Raw genomic sequence first — 17,708 nt, 5'->3', positions numbered from 1 at the left:
CAGTGATTCGGTACCTCCTCCCCTCGCGGATGCACCGCCCTTTGGGCCGTGCGGACCACACCAGACATCCGAAGGGCGTGCCGGACCGCGCCCGTCGGCGGGCGGACGTGACACTCGGAGCGCACGCGCACTCACCCCGTCGGAGGCACCGTCATGGTCCTGCTGAGAGACACCGAGCTCGCGGAGGCCTTCGACCACGCGTCCGGGACGTACGACCGCATGACCTCGGCCAGTCCCGGCTACCACCGGCACCTGCGCCGCTCGGCTCGGCGTCTCGCCCTCCCGAGCCGGGGTGCCGGGCGGACCGTGCTCGACCTCGGCTGCGGCACCGGTGCCTCGACGGCCGCCCTCCTGCGGGCCGCGCCGTTCGCCTCCGTCACCGGGGTCGACGCTTCCGGCGGCATGCTCGCCCGGGCGCGGAGCAAGCCCTGGCCCGGGCGGGTGACCTTCGTCCACTCCCCGGTCGAGGACATGGCCCGGGCCGGTGTCACCGGACCCTACGACGCGGTGTTCGCCGCCTACCTCTTCCGCAACGTCGCGGATCCCGACGCCGTCCTCGGCCGGGCGCGCGAGGTGCTGCGCCCCGGCGGGCGGCTCGCCGTCCACGAGTACGCCCTGAGCGGCCGCGCCGTCGACCGCGTCCTGTGGTCGGCGGTCATGGGGGCCGTGGTGCTGCCCTGGGGCAGGAGCCACGGCGACGGGGCGCTGTACCGGCATCTGTGGCGCAGCGTGCTCGACTTCGACACGGCGGGCGCGTTCGCGGCCCGGATCCGCCGCGCGGGGTTCACGGACGTCCGCGTCCTGCCCCAGCCCGGCTGGCAGACCGGCATCACCCACACGTTCGTGGCGACCCGGCCCTCGATGCCCCCGTCCCGGCGCTGACGGCGCGGAGGCGGTCGGCGCGGCCCGTCGGCCGAGGGGTCGTGGCCCCGGTTCATGAGGGAGCGGCGCCCCCGGGTGTCACGGACGTCCCCCGAGGGCCGCTGGGCCGGGTGACGGCGGATGCGGCCGTGCGCCTCCGCCGTGTGCCGGTGGTCCGTGTCCGGCAGGTCGCCCTTGTTCTTGCGCAGGCTGCCGACGGTCGCGCGGCCCGAGGCGTGCCCGGCCGGTGCATCCGGGTACCCTCCTGCGGCGGAACCACGGCCGACGCACCCGGTGCGGGAGGGTGCCGCCGCCGGGCAGCGGGCCGGGGAGGCGGAACCGAGCGGTGCCGAAGGAACGGAGTGGAGCGAAGTGGGCAGGCGACGAGGCCCCGAGGAACCGGAGCGGCAGCCCGAGGGACTGTTCGGCGTGGAGGACCTCGTGGCCGCGGCCGCGCCGACCGCGGCGGAGGCGGACCGCCCGTTCCGTGACGGACCGGAGGCTCGGCGGCTCCTGCGGGTGACCGAGATCCACGCGGAACCCGCCGCCGCCGCTTCCTGGAGGGGACGCCAGATCATCGCGCGCTTCCCCGACGCCCGGCTCGTCGAGACGGACTCCCACTGGCGCATCCCGCACCTGCACGGCAACGAGGGGAACGTGCGGCGCTGGGTGCGGACCAAGCGGGAGGTGCTGGTCCTCGGCGAACGCGCGTCGTTCGCGATCCGGCCGAACGGACGGTCCGCCGACTGGATCGCGCCGGGCCTGTCCAACGGCTGCGCCATGGCCTGCGCGTACTGCTACGTCCCCCGGCGCAAGGGATTCGCCAACCCCGTCACCGTGTTCACCAACGTCGACCGCGTCCTCGGCAGTCTCCGGCGCCACATCACCGCCACCGGCCCGAAGACCGAACCCAACCAGTGCGACGAACGGGCCTGGGTCTACGACATCGGGGAGAACGGCGACTGCTCGGTGGACGACCTGATCAGCGACAACACCGCCGACCTCGTCCACGCCTTCCGCCACTGGCCCACGGCCAAGGCCTCCTTCGCGACCAAGCTGGTCAACCCCGACCTGCTGCGGCTCGATCCCCAGGGCCGCACCCGCATCCGGTTCTCCCTCATGCCGCCCGAGGACTCCCGCCTCCTCGACGTCCGGACCAGCCCCGTCCCCGCCAGGATCGGGGCGGCCGCGGACTTCGTGGACGCCGGGTACGAGGTGCACTTCAACCTCTCCCCCGTCGTGGTCCGCCCCGGATGGCGGCAGGCCTGGGACGAGCTGCTGCGCATGATGGACGACGTGCTGCCGCCACGGGTGAAGGAGCAGAGCGCGGCGGAGATCATCATGCTCACCCACAACCAGGGCCTGCACGAGGTCAACCTCGGCTGGCACCCCCGCGCCGAGGACGTGCTGTGGCGGGAGGAGCTCCAGGAGCCCAAGCAATCGGAGAACGGCGCGTGGAACGTGCGGTACCGCACGGCGGTCAAGCGTGAGGCCGTCGAGGCCCTCTCCCGCATGATCGGGAACCGCGCGCCCTGGCTGCGCGTGCGCTACGCCTTCTGATCCGGCCGGCGAAGGGGCGGCCAACGCCCACGGCCCGCCCGTCAGTTCGTGCCGGCGCCCCTGCCGGACGGAGGGGATCCGGACGACGGCGAGGGAAAGCGCTCGGTCCGTCCGCCACCGTCCGTGCACCGTTTCGCTCGATGGCCGATCACGACGCAGTCTTCGCGCGTTCGCGGGGTTAGGCTCGGCGTGGCGCCCCAGCGTTCCCGCGCCGTCCCGGGCATCAGCCGGAACCCCATCATTCACGCACGTCGGAGGCAGACAGCATGAGCACCGTAGAGCTCACCAAGGACAACTTCGACGAGATCGTGAGCGGGAACGAGTTCGTGCTCATCGACTTCTGGGCTTCGTGGTGCGGTCCCTGCCGTCAGTTCGCCCCCGTCTTCGAAGCGGCCTCCGAGCGGCACCAGGACCTCGTCTTCGCCAAGGTCGACACCGAGGCACAGCAGGAACTGGCCGCCGCGTTCGAGATCCGCTCGATCCCCACCCTGATGATCGTCCGCGACAACGTGGCCGTCTTCGCACAGCCCGGCGCCCTGCCCGAGACCGCACTCGAAGACGTCATCGGACAGGCCCGACAGCTGGACATGGACGAGGTCCGCAAGTCCATCGCCGAAGCCCAGCAGAAGTGACCCACCGCGAGAAGGGGTACGGGAGAACCTCCCGTACCCCTCTCGCATGCCGCGCGCAGGCCTCGCATTCCGTGCGCGGGGCGCCGGACGTCAGCGCTCCAGGACCAGCGCGAGGCCCTGGCCGACGCCGATGCAGAGCGCCGCGAGGCCCGTGCCGGAGCCGGCCGCGGCGAGCTGGTGCGCCACCGAGCCGGCCAGCCGGGCGCCGGACGCGCCCAGCGGGTGCCCGATCGCGACCGCTCCACCCCGAGGATTCACGATTTCGGGGTCCAGTTCCGGCCATTCCGCGAGGCAGCCGAGGGACTGGGCCGCGAAGGCCTCGTTGAGCTCGAAGGTCGTCAGGTCCGCGAAGGAGCGCCCGGCCTTCTCCAGTGCCCTGCGGACCGCCTCGACCGGACCGAGGCCGAACAGCTGGGGCTCGATGCCGGTGACCGCGGAGGTGCGGATCCGGGCGAGGGGCTCCCGGCCGGTCTCGCGCAGCCCGTCCTCGTCGACGAGGAGCAGCGCCGCCGCGCCGTCGTTGAGCGGCGAGGAGTTGCCCGGTGTGACCGTGCCGCCGTCGGGGCGGAAGGCGGGCTTCAGCTTGGCGAGGACCTCCATGGACGTGTTGTCGCGGATGCACTCGTCGCGGGTCAGCTCCACGCCGGGGTAGGGGACGACCTCGTCGTCGTACAGCCCCTTCGCCCAGGCCTCGGCCGCCTTGCGGTGGCTGGCGAGGGCGAAGGCGTCCTGCTGCTCGCGGGTGACGCCGTGCTTGTCGGCGACGAGCTCCGCGCCCTCGCCCAGCGCGACCGTCCACTCGGCGGGCATCCTCGGGTTCGTCATGCGCCAGCCGAGGGTCGTGGAGTGGAGCTGCTGGTGGCCGGCGGGGAAGGCCCGCTCGGGCTTCTGCAGGACCCAGGGGGCGCGGGACATCGACTCGACGCCGCCCGCGATCGCCACGGAGGCGTCGCCGAGGGCGATGGCGCGGGCCGCCTGTATGACGGCCTCCAGGCCGGAGCCGCAGAGGCGGTTGACGGTGACGCCGGGGACGGTGACGGGCAGTCCGGCGAGGAGGACGGCCATGCGCGCGACGTCGCGGTTGTCCTCGCCCGCGCCGTTGGCGTCGCCGAAGTAGACGTCGTCCACGCGCGCGGGGTCGAGCGCGGGCGAACGGTCGACGAGCGCGCGGACGACATGGGCCGCGAGGTCGTCGGGGCGCACGGAGGCGAGGGCGCCGCCGAACTTCCCGATCGGAGTGCGGACGGCGTCGACGATGTAGACGTCGCGGATGCTCATCGGTTCTCTCTTCCACGTGACCTGCGAACGACTCTGTTCGCCTGGTGAAGCAATCTTCGCCCCCTTGGGCGCGCAGAGTCTCTGTCCGATGGGCCTCGCTGTCAACGGGCCGATTCGGGCCACGGCGGGGAGAACGTCACAGCTCAGTCGCGTGCGGCGGGGCGGACCAGCGCCGTGAGGCCGTAGTCGAGCTCGCTGCCGTCGACGAGCAGCGCCTCGACCGTGCGCGTCTCGGGGTCGATGTCGGCCCTGATGCCGTGGCCCTCGTAGATCGGGTAGCCCGACTCGCCGTGCCGTCCGGTGGCCTCGACGACGGCCGAGCGGACGGCGCTGTCCGCGACGGCGGCGCCGCCGCGGTCCTCGACGTGCTCGGGCACCAGCAGGATCTCGAACCGCTTCGGAACAGTGCTCATGCACCGAAGCTAAGCGCTGGACCGGCCTCGCGCCGGGCGACGCCCCCCAGGCGCCGGAGTCCGGCCCGGCTTCCGTCGAACGACGCCCTTGGAGACCGGGCCCGGTCCGGCCCACGCCCGGGTGCCGCAGGCCTCGGCTCGACCCGCGCCCGGCGACGCCCCCGGATGCCGCGGGTCTCAGCTCGACTCGCGTCGGACGACCCGTGAGTCCAGCAGGGAGCGGGAGACGGGCGGGGCGTCCGGTTCCCGTACGGCGCGGTCGACCAGTTCCGCCAGCTCGCGGCCGAGCACCATGTCGATCCGTACGGTGCTGAGCCGGGGCCGCAGCAGCCGGCCGAGGAGCAGATCGTCCGCGCCGACCACCGCGGTCTCCCCCGGCACGGAGATCCCGGCGTCCTGGAGCGCCCGCATCAGGAGCATGGCGTACTCGTCGTTGTACGCGAAGACGCCGTCGAGCCCGAGCTCGCGCCACCGCGCGGCGAGCTCGGCCGCCGCCTCCTCCTCGTACCGCAGCGGCAGGGGCACGACGGTGGCGCCGGTGCCCTCGGCGGCACGGCGCGCGCCGTCGAGGCGGGGGCCGGAGAACATCGCGAGGCCCGGGTCCTCGGGCACGACGACGCCGATCCGGCGCCGGCCGGTCTCCAGGAGGTGCTCGGTGGCCACCTCGCCGACCCTCCCCTGTTCCAGGACGAGGGCGTGGGTGCCCTCCACGCGCTGGGCGCCGAGGGTGATCACGGCCCGGGCCCCGGACCGCTTGAGGATCTCGACGCCCTGCCCGGTGAGCTCGACCTCGCCGAGGGAGACCACGGCCACCGGCCGCAGCTCGGCCCAGGCGCGGGCGGCCTCCTCGGCCTCCAGGCCGACGCTGCCGTACTGCACGACCGTGTAGTCGAGGCGGCGCAGGGCCCACTGGAAGTCGTTGAAGAACTGGCTGTAGAGCGGCCCGACGGGAACGTGTGAGCTCGGGATCAGCACCATGCGGCTGTGGCCCGCGCGCAGGCTGCGGGCCGCGGCGTGCGGCACGTAGCCCAGTTCCTCGGCCGCCTCGCGCACCCGCTGCCGGGTGGGCTCGCTGATGCGGACGGCCGAGGTGTTGTTCAGGACGTACGAGACGGTGGCCCGGGAGACGCCCGCGAGGCGCGCGACATCGGCGCTGGTGGGGACCGCTCGCCCGGAGGGGCGTTCGGGGGAGTGTTCGGTTGGCTGGCTCATCGATCCGGCATCTTTCCAGAACGATCCGGCGCAGGGTCTGGCGGATGGCCGGATTTGGGTGCTACACAATGCCAACACGTGTCACTGACACGTGTCACCTCCCCGTTCCATCCGCTTCTCGCCCCCGCATCGGGCGATCTCCTCAGGAGGGCAAAGTGGCCCTTTCCTCCCCCGGGACAGGCCCCGAAACGGGCACCACCAGCGCGGGCGCCTCCAGCCCCGCGGGCACCGCCGGCGCGGGCGTCCCCGGTCCCGCCGTCACCGATCCCGCCGCCCCCGTCGCCCCCCGGCCGACGCGCGGTCTGCTGCCCCTGCTGTTCACCGGCAACACCGCGATGTACGCCCTGTACATCGGCGTCCCCGGCATGCTCCTCGCGCTCCAGATCGAGGCCATCGACCCCGTCGACAAGGTGGCGAACTTCGGCCTCGTCTCCGGTATATCCGCGATCTTCGCCACCGTCTTCAACCCGGTCGCGGGCGCCCTCTCGGACCGCTCGGGCCGTCGCAACCCCTGGATCCTCGCCGGCGGTCTGCTCGCCCTCCCGGTGATGCTGCTCCTCGGCAGCGTCCACACGGTCCTGCTGGTGACCATCGCCTGGTGTCTCGGCCAGGCCGTCATGAACATCTACCAGGCGGCCCTCACCTCCGTCGTCCCCGACCGGGTCCCCATGGCCGCGCGCGGCAAGGCCTCCGCCGCCGTCGGCCTCGGCCTCCCCGTCGGCTCCACGGTCGGCGCCCTCGTCGGCGCGGCCTTCTCCGAGCACTACCGCACCGGCTACCTCGTCTTCGGCGCGATCGTCGCCGCCACCGCCGTGCTGTTCACCGCCTGCGCCCGCGAGGAGCGCATGCCCCCGAAGGCCCCGATGCCGGTCAAGGAGCAGGTCGCGGCCTTCGGCAGCGCCCTGAAGGACCACGACTTCCGCTGGGCCTTCATCGGCCGTGCCCTGCTCGTCCTCGGCTACTTCGCCGTGGCCGGCTTCCAGCTGTACATCCTCAAGGACCACACCGACCTGCCTGCCGGGCTGAGCGCCGAGGAGGCGGTGGCGATCCTCATGCCGGTCAACTCGGTCGCCATGGTCGTCTCCACCGTCCTCGGCGGCTGGCTCTCGGACCGGTTCGACCGCCGCAAGCTCTTCGTGGGCGCCTCCGCCGCGCTCGCCGCGCTCGCGCTGCTCATCCCGGCCCTCTCGACCAGCTGGACCGGGATGCTGGCCTTCTCCGTCGTCAACGGGCTCGGCTTCGGCTGCTACATGGCCGTCGACACCGCCCTGGTGACCATGGTGCTGCCCAAGGCCGAGGACGCCGCGCGGGACATGGGCGTCCTCAACGTCGCCAACGCCGGCCCGCAGATCGTCGCCCCCTTCGTGGCCTCGCTCATCGTGTCGCTGAGTGGCGGATACACGGCGCTCTTCCTGGTCGCGGCCGTACTGTCGGTGTTCGGCGCACTGGCCGTGCGCCCCATCCGCAGCGTGCGCTGACCCGTCGGCGCCCGCCGCGCCCCGTCCGCAGCGGCACCGGCCCCGCCGGTGCCGTCCGAACACCGCAGGAGAGGCGGCACCGTGCGCCTGCACACGACCACGTGGGGGTCCGGTGACCGGACCGCCCTGCTCGTCCACGGCATCATGGCCGACCACCGCACCTGGCGCCGGGTCGGACCGGCCCTCGCGGAGCACGGCTACCGGGTGATCGCCGTGGACCTGCGGGGGCACGGGGCGAGCGACCGGGCCGCGGGCCCGGAGGCGTACCGGCCCGAGGACCACGCCGACGACCTGGTGGAATCCCTTCCGGCCGGCGCGGAGCTGGCGATCGGCCACTCGCTCGGCGGGCTCGTCCTGGCGCGGGCGGTGGAGCGCCTGGCGCCGGGCCGGGCGGTGTACTCCGACCCGGCGTGGCACCTGGCGGCCGGCCCCTGCGGCTACCGGGCCGACCTCTTCGTCCGGGGCAAGTCGATGACCCGGGAGCAGATCAAGGGGTTCAACCCGCACTGGTCCGACGAGGACGTCGACGTCGAGATGGCATCGGTACGGGACTGGGACGAGCGGAGCGCCCACGGCCTCACGGCGTTCGTGGGCGCCGACCTGTGGCCGGAGCGGCCCGTGGTGCCCTCCCTCGTCACCCTCGCCGATCCGAGCACGCTGGTCCGGCCGGAGCACGCCCGGATGCTGGAGGAGCGCGGCTTCGCCGTCCGTACGGTGAAGGGGGCCGGGCACACGATCCACCGGGACGACTTCGACGGGTTCATGTCCGCCCTGGACGGGTGGATCTGACGTACCGTTCAGCCATGGACGACACGTCGATGGACAGCTCGATGGTGGGACTGCTCGGCCGCGTGACCGGCACCGTCGGCCCCGGCCTCGTCGGCGAGGTGATCGTCCGGATCCGCGGCGGCGCCGAGCACTTCCTCGCGCACCCCGCCTCGCCGAAGGAGCGGATCGAGGTCGGGACGGTCGTGATGGTCATGGAACATCTCCCTCCACGCACCGTCTATGTCACAGCCGCGTACGACAATTGACCGAACCGTTGAGCCGTGCCCGTCACGGGCGCACACTCCCTTCACCGGATCCGCACGGCTCCGGTGAAGGGGGACCTTGTCCATGGGCATCGGCATTCTGGCGGGAGTCGTCGCAGGCGCCCTCGCCGTTCTGATCGGTGTGTTCAAACTGATGTGGCGCGTCGCGGAACCCAACGAGGCGCTGATCATCTCCGGTTCCAACCACAAGAACGAGGGTCTCGGCGCGGGCATGGGGTTCCGCATCGTGACCGGTCGCGGCACCCTCGTGCTCCCCGGCGTCCAGGCGGTGCGGAAGCTCTCGCTGGACCTCAACGAGACGCAGCTGTCCGTCGAGTGCGTCACCCACCAGGGCATTCCGCTCAAGGTCCGCGGCGTGGTGATCTTCAAGGTCGGTGACGACTTCGTGTCGATCGCCAACGCCGCGCGCCGCTTCCTCGACCAGCAGAAGCTGATGAGCGAGCGGGTGCACATCGTCTTCGCCGGTCATCTCCGCGCCATCGTCGGCGGGTTGACCGTGGAGGACATGATCCGTGACCGGGAGAAGCTGACCGGGCAGGCGCGTTCGGCCTGTGGCACGGAGATGGAGAAGCTCGGTCTGATCGTCGACTCGCTGCAGATCCACGAGATCGAGGACCCCACCGGGTACATCAAGAACCTGGCCGCCCCGCACGCGGCCGCCGTCCAGCGGGACGCGCGGATCGCGCAGGCGGAGGCGAACCGGCGGGCGACCGAGGCCGAGCAGCAGGCCGCGGCGCGCATGTCGGAGGCGACCCGCGACAGCGAGATCCTCCAGGCGGGCTACCAGGCCGAGCGGGACCAGGCCTCCGCCCGGGCGCGGCAGGCCGGCCCGCTCGCCGACGCCGCCTCGCGCCAGGAGGTCGTCGTCCAGGAGACCCGGGTCGCCGAGCTGGAGGGCCTCCGCAAGGAGCAGCAGCTCCAGGCGGAGGTCCGCAAGCCGGCCGACGCGATGGCGTACGAGACCCGGACGCTGGCCGAGGCCGAGCGTGACGCCCGGATCTCGGCCGCCGAGGCCGAGGCGAAGGAGACGGAGCTGGCGAGCGCGGCCAAGGCGACGGCGACCCGGCTCACCGGTGAGGCGGAGGCGGCGGCGCAGCACGCCAAGGGACTCGCGATCGCCGAGGCCACGCGCGCGAAGGGCCTGGCGGAGGCCGAGGCCATCAAGGCGCGGGCGGCGGCGCTCGCGGAGAACCAGGAGGCGGTGGTCGCGCAGCAGCTGGCCGAGAAGTGGCCGGAGATCGTCTCGGCGGGTGCCTCCGCCTTCGGGAACGTCGACCAGATGGTGCTGCTCAACGGAGCCGACGGCATGGCGGACGTCTTCGCCAAGGCGCTGACCATGGGCGGGACCGGTCTCGGCCTGGCGCGGCAGCTCCTCGCCACGATGAGCCCGGCCGCGCAGGAGAAGCTGGGCGGGGCGGCGCTGTCGGTGCCGCCGGCACGGACCGAGGAGAGCGTGGAGATCCCGGTCGTCGAGGGACGGTGAACCGTGCGTGAAGGGGCCCGGTGCCGGACGGCACCGGGCCCCTTCACGTCATCCGCTCGGTCTCACTCGACCTCGCTCGACCTCAGTTGTGACCGAACCTGCGTTCCTTGCGGTGGGACGCGTGCTCGACGAAGGGCATCTGTGCCGTTCTCGTGGGGGGCGGCGCGCTCTTCTCCTTCGCGGCCGCTTCGGTGCGGTGCTCATGGCCGCCGGTACGGGCTCCCCGGTTCGTCCGGGTCTGTTTCTTGCCCACGATCGTGCCTCCCGTGACGGGGGTGGGACGGTGGTCCGTGTCTCCTCAGCCTGGCACGCGACCGGAAGAACCGCACGTCAGAGCACTCCGAACCGCCCCTGCCCGACGCCCGCACCCACCGCGACGGCGCCCTCCCGTACTCCCGTGTGGGGCCCGCGCCCGCCTGGGCGGTTCCCACCCCCGCGCCCCCGTTGTGGGCAATCGTTCCGCTGGGGCGGAACGGGTGGGCACAACGGACCCGCGCCCTGCCGGCGCCCGAGGCTCCCGCGCCTGAACGGTCACCACCGGTGCGCCGCACACGGGGTGCGGGTCAAGGCGCGGAACGCGGAGGCGCCGCTGAAGGGCGCCGTCCCGTGTGCCCACCCGTCCCGCCCCAGCGGGACGATTGCCCACACGGCGGGTGGGAACCGCCCAGGCGGGCGGAGGCACACACGGGGGCGCAGGGGCGGGCACCGCCCGCGGCGGAGGTGGTGGTCAGGTGGGGGTTTCGAAGGTTCGGTGGAAGGCCGTGAGTGTGGGGGTGCTCTGCGCGCGGTCCAGGATCGCGAAGACGATCTCCTCGAAGTGGCCGGCGAAGCGGCCGTCGCCGGTGAGGAGGTTCTTGAAGGCGCCTGCGACGTCCGCCGGATCGTTCTGGAAGACGCCGCACCCCCAGGCCCCGAGGACGAGCCGCCGGTACCCGGTCGCCGCCGCCGTCTCCAGGACCCGCTCGGCGCGGGACGCGAGCGCGGCCGGCAGCCGGTGCGCGAGGTCGGGGGTGCGGCGGCGGACCACGCCCGCGTTGGGCGCGGGAGAGGTGAGGAAACCGACCGTGAAGGGTTCGGCGAGCAGCGCGCCCCGGTCGTCGCGGAAGACCGGCACCCGGGGCGAGTGGATGACCCGGTCGGTGTAGAAGGCGTCCCGCTCCTCCCGGTGGTGGGCGTAGTAGTCGGGCGCGCGCAGCAGGGTGGCGTGGAGGGCGGAGGACCGGCAGAGCGCCTCCTCCTGGGCCTAGGCGCCGTTGAGGTAGCCGCCGCCCGGGTTGCGGGCGGAGGCGAAGTTCAGGACGGCGACCGGGCGGGCGGGGTCGGTCCGGGTCATCCGGCGGGCCGCGGCCAGGCTGCTCTCGGGGGTGACGGCGAGGGTGGGCGTGCGGTCGGTGTCCGGGGTGACCGGGACGGGCTCGGGGCCGTGGAGGCGGGTTCCGGCCAGGGCGGCCTTCAGGTCCTCGGCGAGGGAGACGGTCCGGCCGTCGGGGGCCCGGTAGTGGCCCGCGGCGACGATCTCCTCGGTCTGCCGCGCGATGGCGCGCAGTCGTGCACTCATGTGTCCCAGCATGATCGTTTCGTTTCGGTGGAGACAAAGGGTTTTCCGGGACTGCGGGGAATTTCGGACGGTCAGGGGTACAGGGGGCGCGTGGGGGCCGTGCGAGGCCCTCTTGCACGCCGGTCGGTGGTGGCTTTAGGTGGAAGCAGCGGCTCACCGGACCGGGTCCCCGCAGGACCCCGAGGACCAGGAGGTGCACGGATGTCGCCGAGCGGCATACGACGCGGCGGCCCCCCTCTCACCGAGGGGGAGGCAGAGGACCTGCTGCGATGTATCTGCTTCAAGACCGGCCCGCCCCGCACGGTGGGGGTGGAGCTGGAGTGGCTCGTGCACGAGCTGCGGGATCCCCGACTTCCCGTACGGCCGCCGAGGCTCGCGGCCGCGCTGGACACCGTACGGGCACTGTCCCTGGTGTCGGCCCTCACGTTCGAACCCGGCGGGCAGCTGGAGCTCAGCTCGCGCCCGGCCGGGTCCCTCATGGAGTGCCTGGACTCGCTCGCCGCCGACCTGGCCGCGGTGCGGGCGGCGCTCGGGCCGCTCGGCCTGACCCTCAGCGGTTACGGGGTGGACCCCTGGCACGCGCCGCGCGGCCGGGTCCTGCACGAGCCCCGGTACGACGCGATGGAGATCGCGCTCGCCCGGACCGGGCCGGCCGGGCGGGCGATGATGTGCGAGTCGGCCTCGGTGCAGGTCTGCCTCGACGCGGGTCTGGAGGAGCCCGGTCCGCTCGGTTACCACCGGCGCTGGCAGCTCGCCCATCTGCTCGGCGCGGTCCTGGTGGCCGCCTTCGCCAACTCCCCGGTGCACGGCGGTCGCCGGACCGGCTGGCGTTCGACGCGGCAGGCGCTGTGGGCGGAGCTCGATCCCTTGCGGGCGCTCGCGCCGCCGCCGGACGGGGAGCCGCGCGCGGAGTGGGCGGCGCACGTCCTGGACACCCCGGTGATGTGCGTACGGGCCGAGGAGGGGCCGTGGGCGGTGCCGGAGGGGCTGACGTTCCGGGAGTGGCTGCGGACGGGCCTCCCCCGGCCGGCCGACGCCGACGACCTGCGCTATCACATGACGACCCTGTTCCCGCCGGTGCGGCCGCGCGGACACCTGGAGCTGCGGATGATGGACGCACAGCCCGGCGCGGACGGCTGGATGGTGCCGGTGGCGGTGACGACGGCCGTCTTCGACGACCCGGAGGCGGCGGAGAGCGTGTACCGGGCGGTGAAGCCCCTCGCGGAGCGGGCGGGCCCGGGTCCCGCGCCGCGCAATCCGCTGTGGCTGGCGGCGGCCCGTGACGGTCTCGCCGATGCCGAGCTGCACGCCGCCGCCCGCGCGGTCTTCTCCGCCGCGCTCGACGCGCTGCCCCGGATCGGGGCGAGCGAGGGGGTGCGGCGGGCGGTCGCCGCCTTCCACGAGCGGTACGTGATCCCCGGCGGCTGTCCTGCCGACGACCTCCAGGTGGTGACGTCATGACCGCGACCGACACGGGTGCCGGTCCCGAGGCCCTGCGGCGGCGGGCCCTGGAGGCCCTCACCGCGGCGCGGGACCGTACCGCGCTCCTCACCTCCTGCGTGGAGGACGGCGAACTCACCGCACAGCACTCGCCCTTGATGTCACCGCTCGTCTGGGACCTGGCGCACATCGGCAACCAGGAGGAGCAATGGCTGTGGCGGGCCGTCGCGGGCCGCGAGGCACTGCGGCCCGAGATCGACCCGCTGTACGACGCCTTCCAGCACCCGCGCGCCTCCCGTCCGTCGCTGCCGCTGCTCGCCCCCGGCGAGGCGCGGGCCTATGCCGCCGACGTACGGACCCGGGTCCTCGACGTGCTGGAGAGCACCCCGCTGGAGGGTCGGCCGCTGGTGGACGCCGCCTTCGCGTTCGGGATGATCGCGCAGCACGAACAGCAGCACGACGAGACGATGCTGATCACCCATCAGCTGCGGAAGGGGCCCGCCGCCCTGACCGCTCCCCCGCCGCCCGTCCTGCGGTCCGGGCCGCTGCCCACCGAAGTCCTGGTGCCCGGAGGCCCGTTCACCATGGGCACGTCGGACGAGCCGTGGGCCCTGGACAACGAGCGGCCGGCGCACCCCCGTCTCGTCCCCGCCTTCCACATCGACACCACGCCCGTCACGAACGGCGCCTACCTCGCCTTCATGGCCGACGGCGGCTACACGGACCGGCGCTGGTGGCGGCCGGAGGGCTGGGCGCAGATCCGGGAGCACGGCATCACGGCCCCGCTGTTCTGGCGGCGGGACGGCGGGCAGTGGCTGCGCCGCCGGTTCGGGGTGACGGAGCCGGTGCCCGAGGAGGAGCCGGTCCTGCACGTCAGCTGGTACGAGGCGGACGCCTACGCGCGCTGGGCGGGGCGGCGCCTCCCGACCGAGGCGGAGTGGGAGAAGGCGGCCCGCCACGACCCGGTCACCGGGCTCTCCCGCCGTTACCCGTGGGGCGACGCGGATCCCGGCCCGGAGCACGCGAACCTCGGGCAGCGGCACCTGCGGCCCGCGGCGGCGGGCAGCTATCCGGCGGGCGCCTCGCCCCTCGGCGTGCGGCAGCTCATCGGGGACGTGTGGGAGTGGACCGCCAGTGACTTCCTGCCGTACCCGGGGTTCGCGGCCTTCCCGTACAAGGAGTACTCGGAGGTGTTCTTCGGGCCGGAGCACAAGGTGCTGCGCGGCGGTTCGTTCGCGGTCGACCCGGTCGCCTGCCGGGGGACCTTCCGCAACTGGGACCTGCCGGTGCGGCGCCAGATCTTCTCCGGCTTCCGGACGGCGCGCAGCGCGGAGCTCGACTGATGTGCCGTCATGTCGCGTACGTGGGTGGACCGGTGGCGCTGGGAGAGCTGCTGGTCCGGCCGCCGCACGCCCTGCTGCGCCAGTCCTGGGAACCCCGTACGCAGGACAGCGGCGTGGTGAACGCCGACGGGTTCGGCGTCGGCTGGTACGCCGAGGGGGACCCGGTGCCGGCCCGGTACCGGCGGACCGGCCCGATCTGGGGCGACCTGTCCTTCGCGGACCTCGCCCGCGTGGTGCGCTCCGGGGCCTTCCTCGGGGCGGTCCGGGGGGCCACGCTCCCCGGCGCCGACGGGGAGGCCGCCGCGGCGCCGTTCGCCGCCGGGCCGTGGCTGTTCAGCCACAACGGCGCGGTCGACGGCTGGCCCGACTCCCTCACGGCGCTCGCCGGGACGCTGTCGGCCGGTGAGCTGCTGCGTCTGGAGGCGCGCACCGACTCGGCGCTGCTCTGGGCGCTCGTGCTGCACCGGCTGCGGGCCGGGGACGCGCCGGGGGCGGCGCTCGCCGACACCGTGCGGGAGGTCGCGGCGGTGTCGCCCGCTTCCCGGCTGAACCTGCTGCTCACCGACGGCGAGCGGATCGCCGCGACCGCCTGGCGCAACAGCCTCTGGTACCTGGCGGGCCCCGGCCTGGTGGCCGTGGCCTCCGAACCGTACGACGACGATCCGCGCTGGCGGGAGGTGCCGGAGCACACGCTCGTCACCGCCGACCGCACGGATGTCACCCTCACCCCGCTCAAGGAGCCGTCCGCGTGAGCCCGTTCCAGCTGACCCGCACCCTCGCCCCGGACGCCGCCGGCGCCGATCTCCGTGCCGACGTCCTGCACGGTCTGACCCGCTCCCCCAAGGAGCTGCCGCCCAAGTGGTTCTACGACGCCCGGGGCAGCGAGCTCTTCGAGGAGATCACCCGGCTGCCCGAGTACTACCCCACGCGCGCGGAGCGGGAGATCCTGGCCGCGCGGGCGCCGGAGATCGCCGCCGCGACGGGGGCGCGGACCCTGGTGGAGCTGGGTTCCGGTTCCTCGGAGAAGACGCGGTTCCTGATCGACGCGCTGCTGCCGGGACTGGACGCGTACGTGCCCGTGGACGTGAGCGAGTCCGCGCTGACCGGGGCGGCGGAGTCGCTGCTCGCGGACCGGCCGGAGCTGTGGGTGCACGCGCTCGTGGCCGACTTCACGCGGGGCCTCGCGCTGCCGGGGACGCCGGGGCCCCGTCTGGTGGCCTTCCTCGGGGGCACGATCGGCAATCTGCTGCCCGCCGAGCGCGGCACCTTCCTGCGTTCGGTCCGCTCCCTGCTCGCGCCGGGCGACGCGCTGCTGCTCGGCACGGACCTGGTGAAGGACGAAGCGACGCTCGTGGCCGCCTACGACGACAGCGCCGGGGTGACGGCCGCGTTCAACAAGAACGTCCTGTCCGTGATCGACCGGGAGCTGGGCGCGGACGCCGATCCGGCCGCCTTCGACCACGTGGCGGTGTGGGACGCCGATCGGGAGTGGATCGAGATGCGGCTGCGGGCCCGCCGCGCGCTGACCGTGAAGATCCCGGAACTGGATCTCGTGGTGCCGTTCGCGGCGGGCGAGGAGATGCGGACGGAGGTGTCGGCGAAGTTCCGTCAGGCGGGTGTACGGGAGGAGCTGGCGGCGGCGGGCCTCGAACTGGCCCGCTGGTGGACGGACGACGAGGGCAGGTTCGCGCTGTCCCTGGCCACGGTCACCTGAACGACGGCTCGTTGGGCCGCGGCGGCCAGGGCGCGGCGGTCTGGGTACCGCATACTGGATATCGGATCCAGTATGCGGACATCGGCGACGATCCGCCGAGCCGTGACGACCCGCCACAGCGACGCTCCCAGCGGATCGTCGCCGACGTACGCCGCGGCCCCGGTGGGCCGGTAGTCGATCCGTACCGGCAGCACCGCGCACCCGCTGTCCAGCGCGGCCTGGAACGCCGCCGGGCGGAAGCGCCCCCCGGCCCGCCCGCACCAGGTCGATCCCTCGGGGAAGACGACCACCCGGCCCCCGCCGGCGAGCACCGCGGCCATGGCCCGGACGGTGCCGGGCAGGGCCCTGAGCCGGTCGCGTTCGATGAAGAGGGTGCCGCCGAGTGCGGCGAGCGGGCCGAGGACGGGCCAGCGACGGACCTCCGTCTTGGCCACCATCCGGCCGGGCAGCACGGCCGCGAGGAGGGGGATGTCCAGCCAGGAGACGTGGTTGGCGACCACGAGGAGCGGACCCGTGACCGCGCCGGCCGTCCCCTCGTACCGCGCGCGCACCCCGAAGGCGCGGACCACCGCCCGGACCCAGCCCCGCACGAGGGCGAGCCGGACGGCCGCCGGGAGCAGCCCCGCGACCGGGGCGAGCAGGACGCCGAGGAGGACGGCGCCGGTCCCGGCGGTCAGCCGGGCCACGGCGAGGAGCGCGCCGGCCCGCCCGTCCGGGCCGCCGGGCCCGGTCTCGGGGTGGGCCGCGCAGTGACCCGGAGTGCAGGGCGCCGTGGGGAGCCACGGCGGGAGGGCCGTGGAGCCGTTCACCGGGCCGGGACGAGCGACAGGAAGTGGTCGAGGTAGCGCGGGTTGGTGCGGCGCAGCGAGAGCAGCACGTAGAGGTCGGCGACGCCGAAGTCGGGGTCGTGCGCGGGGGCGCCGCAGACCCAGGCGCCGAGCCGCAGGTAGCCGCGGAGCAGCGGCGGGAGTTCGGTGCGGCCCTCGGGGCGGGCGATCCCGTCGGGGCTCCACAGCTTGTGCGGGGTGACCCAGTACTCCTCGGGGGCGAGGTGCTTGGCCTTGACGGTGTCCCAGGTGGCGGCGGCGAGGGTGCCGCCGTCGGCGAGCGGGATCGAGCAGCAGCCGGCGAGCCAGTTGTGGCCGGTGCGGGTCATGTAGCGGGCGAGGCCGCCCCAGATGAGGGCGATCACGGCGCCGTTGCGGTGGGCGGGGTGGACGCAGGAGCGGCCGACCTCCACCAGGTCGTGGCGGACGGGGGTGAGCCGGGTGAGGTCGAACTCGCTCTCGGAGTAGAGGCGCCCGACGGCGGCTGCCCGGTCGGGCGGCAGGATCCGGTAGGTGCCGACGACCTCGCCGGTGCTCTCCTCCCGTACCAGGAGGTGGTCGCAGTACGCGTCGAAGGCGTCGGTGTCGAGGCCGGGCTCGGGGCCGTCGAGCCGGGCGCCCAACTCGCCGGCGAAGACCTGGTGGCGCAGCCGCTGGGCGGCCCGGACGTCCTCCTGGTCCCGGGCGAGACCGACGACGTACCGGGGTGTGGGCTGCTCGGCCGGGGCATGGGGCTGCGCGGGGACGGCCTGGGGCTGCGCGGGGACGGCGAGCGTGGGCGTCGGTGCGGGCATGGCGGGCTCCTCCGGCGGGACGGAAGGGGAAGGGGCGGGACCGGGCCGCGTGAGCGGTGGCCC

The 17,708-nt window shown here is 73.9% G+C and carries 16 protein-coding genes and 2 pseudogenes; 11 read left to right on the top strand and 7 right to left on the bottom strand.

Translation table 11 applies throughout. From position 1 onward, the window contains the following. The first annotated feature begins 153 nt into the window (after positions 1-153). Positions 154-882, top strand: coding sequence for a class I SAM-dependent methyltransferase (locus tag ACIGW4_RS14875; RefSeq protein ID WP_399580645.1), 729 nt, complete (start codon positions 154-156; stop codon positions 880-882). 65 nt (positions 883-947) lie between these two features. Here the strand turns inward: ACIGW4_RS14875 and ACIGW4_RS14870 are convergent. Further along, positions 948-1,241 (bottom strand): annotated as a pseudogene (locus ACIGW4_RS14870) (DUF3140 domain-containing protein); the annotation flags it as partial. Between ACIGW4_RS14870 and ACIGW4_RS14865 the strand changes: the two are divergent. Together ACIGW4_RS14865 and trxA are read left to right on the top strand one after the other, a co-directional pair. Beyond that, entirely contained in the window at positions 1,234-2,421 is a 1,188-nt protein-coding gene (locus ACIGW4_RS14865) for a spore photoproduct lyase family protein (protein WP_399580642.1), read from the top strand. The pseudogene ACIGW4_RS14870 and the gene ACIGW4_RS14865 sit on opposite strands and share 8 nt — an antisense overlap. Before the next feature lie 266 nt (positions 2,422-2,687). Then, a complete protein-coding gene (gene trxA, locus ACIGW4_RS14860; RefSeq protein WP_123456780.1) occupies positions 2,688-3,053 on the top strand; it encodes a thioredoxin in 366 nt (121 codons plus the stop codon). A gap of 90 nt (positions 3,054-3,143) precedes the next feature. Here trxA and ACIGW4_RS14855 read toward each other — a convergent pair whose 3' ends face one another. From ACIGW4_RS14855 to ACIGW4_RS14845, 3 genes are all read right to left on the bottom strand, one after another. Next, positions 3,144-4,331, bottom strand: a complete 1,188-nt coding sequence (locus ACIGW4_RS14855; protein WP_398706335.1) for a thiolase family protein — start codon at positions 4,329-4,331, stop codon at positions 3,144-3,146. A 143-nt stretch (positions 4,332-4,474) separates the two neighbouring features. Beyond that, positions 4,475-4,744, bottom strand: a complete 270-nt coding sequence (locus tag ACIGW4_RS14850; RefSeq protein WP_399580638.1) for a hypothetical protein — start codon at positions 4,742-4,744, stop codon at positions 4,475-4,477. Positions 4,745-4,921: 177 nt separating this feature from the next. After that, the gene (locus tag ACIGW4_RS14845; protein WP_398706333.1) at positions 4,922-5,956 is read right to left on the bottom strand and encodes a LacI family DNA-binding transcriptional regulator; all 1,035 of its coding nucleotides are present in this window, start codon (positions 5,954-5,956) and stop codon (positions 4,922-4,924) included. Between the two features lie 155 nt (positions 5,957-6,111). Between ACIGW4_RS14845 and ACIGW4_RS14840 the strand changes: the two genes are divergently transcribed. The 4 genes from ACIGW4_RS14840 (at position 6,112) to ACIGW4_RS14825 (ending at position 9,969) form a co-directional block, all read left to right on the top strand. After that, a complete protein-coding gene (locus ACIGW4_RS14840; protein ID WP_399580635.1) occupies positions 6,112-7,434 on the top strand; it encodes an MFS transporter in 1,323 nt (440 codons plus the stop codon). 81 nt (positions 7,435-7,515) lie between these two features. After that, the gene (locus ACIGW4_RS14835; protein WP_123456776.1) at positions 7,516-8,223 is read left to right on the top strand and encodes an alpha/beta fold hydrolase; all 708 of its coding nucleotides are present in this window, start codon (positions 7,516-7,518) and stop codon (positions 8,221-8,223) included. A 14-nt stretch (positions 8,224-8,237) separates the two neighbouring features. Next, positions 8,238-8,468 carry a hypothetical protein gene (locus tag ACIGW4_RS14830; protein WP_185094714.1) on the top strand — a complete coding sequence of 77 codons (231 nt, stop codon included), beginning with the start codon at positions 8,238-8,240 and terminating at the stop codon, positions 8,466-8,468. 82 nt (positions 8,469-8,550) lie between these two features. Further along, positions 8,551-9,969 (top strand): flotillin family protein, encoded by a 1,419-nt coding sequence (locus ACIGW4_RS14825; protein ID WP_123456775.1) that lies wholly within the window; start codon positions 8,551-8,553, stop codon positions 9,967-9,969. A 727-nt stretch (positions 9,970-10,696) separates the two neighbouring features. Here the strand turns inward: ACIGW4_RS14825 and ACIGW4_RS14820 are convergent. Next, positions 10,697-11,527, bottom strand: a pseudogene (locus ACIGW4_RS14820) (TIGR02452 family protein). A 201-nt stretch (positions 11,528-11,728) separates the two neighbouring features. On the opposite strand from ACIGW4_RS14820, the gene egtA reads away from it, so the two are divergent. The 4 genes from egtA to egtD are packed head-to-tail and all read left to right on the top strand — an operon-like array spanning position 11,729 to position 16,024. Then, the gene (gene egtA / locus ACIGW4_RS14815; protein ID WP_399580633.1) at positions 11,729-12,988 is read left to right on the top strand and encodes an ergothioneine biosynthesis glutamate--cysteine ligase EgtA; all 1,260 of its coding nucleotides are present in this window, start codon (positions 11,729-11,731) and stop codon (positions 12,986-12,988) included. After that, positions 12,985-14,310: an ergothioneine biosynthesis protein EgtB gene (gene egtB / locus ACIGW4_RS14810; RefSeq protein WP_398706316.1), complete on the top strand. Its 1,326-nt coding sequence runs from the start codon at positions 12,985-12,987 to the stop codon at positions 14,308-14,310. Before egtA ends, egtB begins: the two co-directional genes overlap by 4 nt. Then, complete coding sequence (gene egtC, locus ACIGW4_RS14805; protein WP_123456771.1) at positions 14,310-15,062, top strand: ergothioneine biosynthesis protein EgtC; 753 nt, start codon at positions 14,310-14,312, stop codon at positions 15,060-15,062. The genes egtB and egtC overlap by 1 nt, the downstream gene beginning before the upstream one ends. After that, positions 15,059-16,024 (top strand): L-histidine N(alpha)-methyltransferase, encoded by a 966-nt coding sequence (gene egtD, locus ACIGW4_RS14800; protein ID WP_399580631.1) that lies wholly within the window; start codon positions 15,059-15,061, stop codon positions 16,022-16,024. Before egtC ends, egtD begins: the two co-directional genes overlap by 4 nt. Here the strand turns inward: egtD and ACIGW4_RS14795 are convergent. Beyond that, positions 15,919-16,833: a lysophospholipid acyltransferase family protein gene (locus tag ACIGW4_RS14795; protein ID WP_399580628.1), complete on the bottom strand. Its 915-nt coding sequence runs from the start codon at positions 16,831-16,833 to the stop codon at positions 15,919-15,921. The two genes, egtD and ACIGW4_RS14795, sit on opposite strands and share 106 nt — an antisense overlap. Further along, positions 16,830-17,645, bottom strand: coding sequence for a GNAT family N-acetyltransferase (locus ACIGW4_RS14790; protein ID WP_399580626.1), 816 nt, complete (start codon positions 17,643-17,645; stop codon positions 16,830-16,832). Before ACIGW4_RS14790 ends, ACIGW4_RS14795 begins: the two co-directional genes overlap by 4 nt. Positions 17,646-17,708 lie beyond the last annotated feature (63 nt).

The organism is Streptomyces sp. NPDC053513, assembly GCF_044544765.1.
Taxonomy (GTDB): Bacteria; Actinomycetota; Actinomycetes; order Streptomycetales; family Streptomycetaceae; genus Streptomyces; species Streptomyces litmocidini.
Note: the sequence above shows the minus strand (reverse complement) of the source record. Positions and strands in the feature narration are given on the sequence as shown.

Bases quoted from the DNA above. Each gene is read 5' to 3' on its own strand.
- egtB (WP_398706316.1), top strand. From the start codon at position 12,985: ATGACCGCGACCGACACGGGTGCCGGTCCCGAGGCCCTGCGGCGGCGG.
- ACIGW4_RS14830 (WP_185094714.1), top strand. From the start codon at position 8,238: ATGGACGACACGTCGATGGACAGCTCGATGGTGGGACTGCTCGGCCGC.
- egtA (WP_399580633.1), top strand. From the start codon at position 11,729: ATGTCGCCGAGCGGCATACGACGCGGCGGCCCCCCTCTCACCGAGGGG.
- trxA (WP_123456780.1), top strand. From the start codon at position 2,688: ATGAGCACCGTAGAGCTCACCAAGGACAACTTCGACGAGATCGTGAGC.
- ACIGW4_RS14825 (WP_123456775.1), top strand. From the start codon at position 8,551: ATGGGCATCGGCATTCTGGCGGGAGTCGTCGCAGGCGCCCTCGCCGTT.
- ACIGW4_RS14845 (WP_398706333.1), bottom strand. From the start codon at position 5,956: ATGAGCCAGCCAACCGAACACTCCCCCGAACGCCCCTCCGGGCGAGCG.
- ACIGW4_RS14855 (WP_398706335.1), bottom strand. From the start codon at position 4,331: ATGAGCATCCGCGACGTCTACATCGTCGACGCCGTCCGCACTCCGATC.
- ACIGW4_RS14850 (WP_399580638.1), bottom strand. From the start codon at position 4,744: ATGAGCACTGTTCCGAAGCGGTTCGAGATCCTGCTGGTGCCCGAGCAC.
- ACIGW4_RS14875 (WP_399580645.1), top strand. From the start codon at position 154: ATGGTCCTGCTGAGAGACACCGAGCTCGCGGAGGCCTTCGACCACGCG.
- egtC (WP_123456771.1), top strand. From the start codon at position 14,310: ATGTGCCGTCATGTCGCGTACGTGGGTGGACCGGTGGCGCTGGGAGAG.
- ACIGW4_RS14790 (WP_399580626.1), bottom strand. From the start codon at position 17,645: ATGCCCGCACCGACGCCCACGCTCGCCGTCCCCGCGCAGCCCCAGGCC.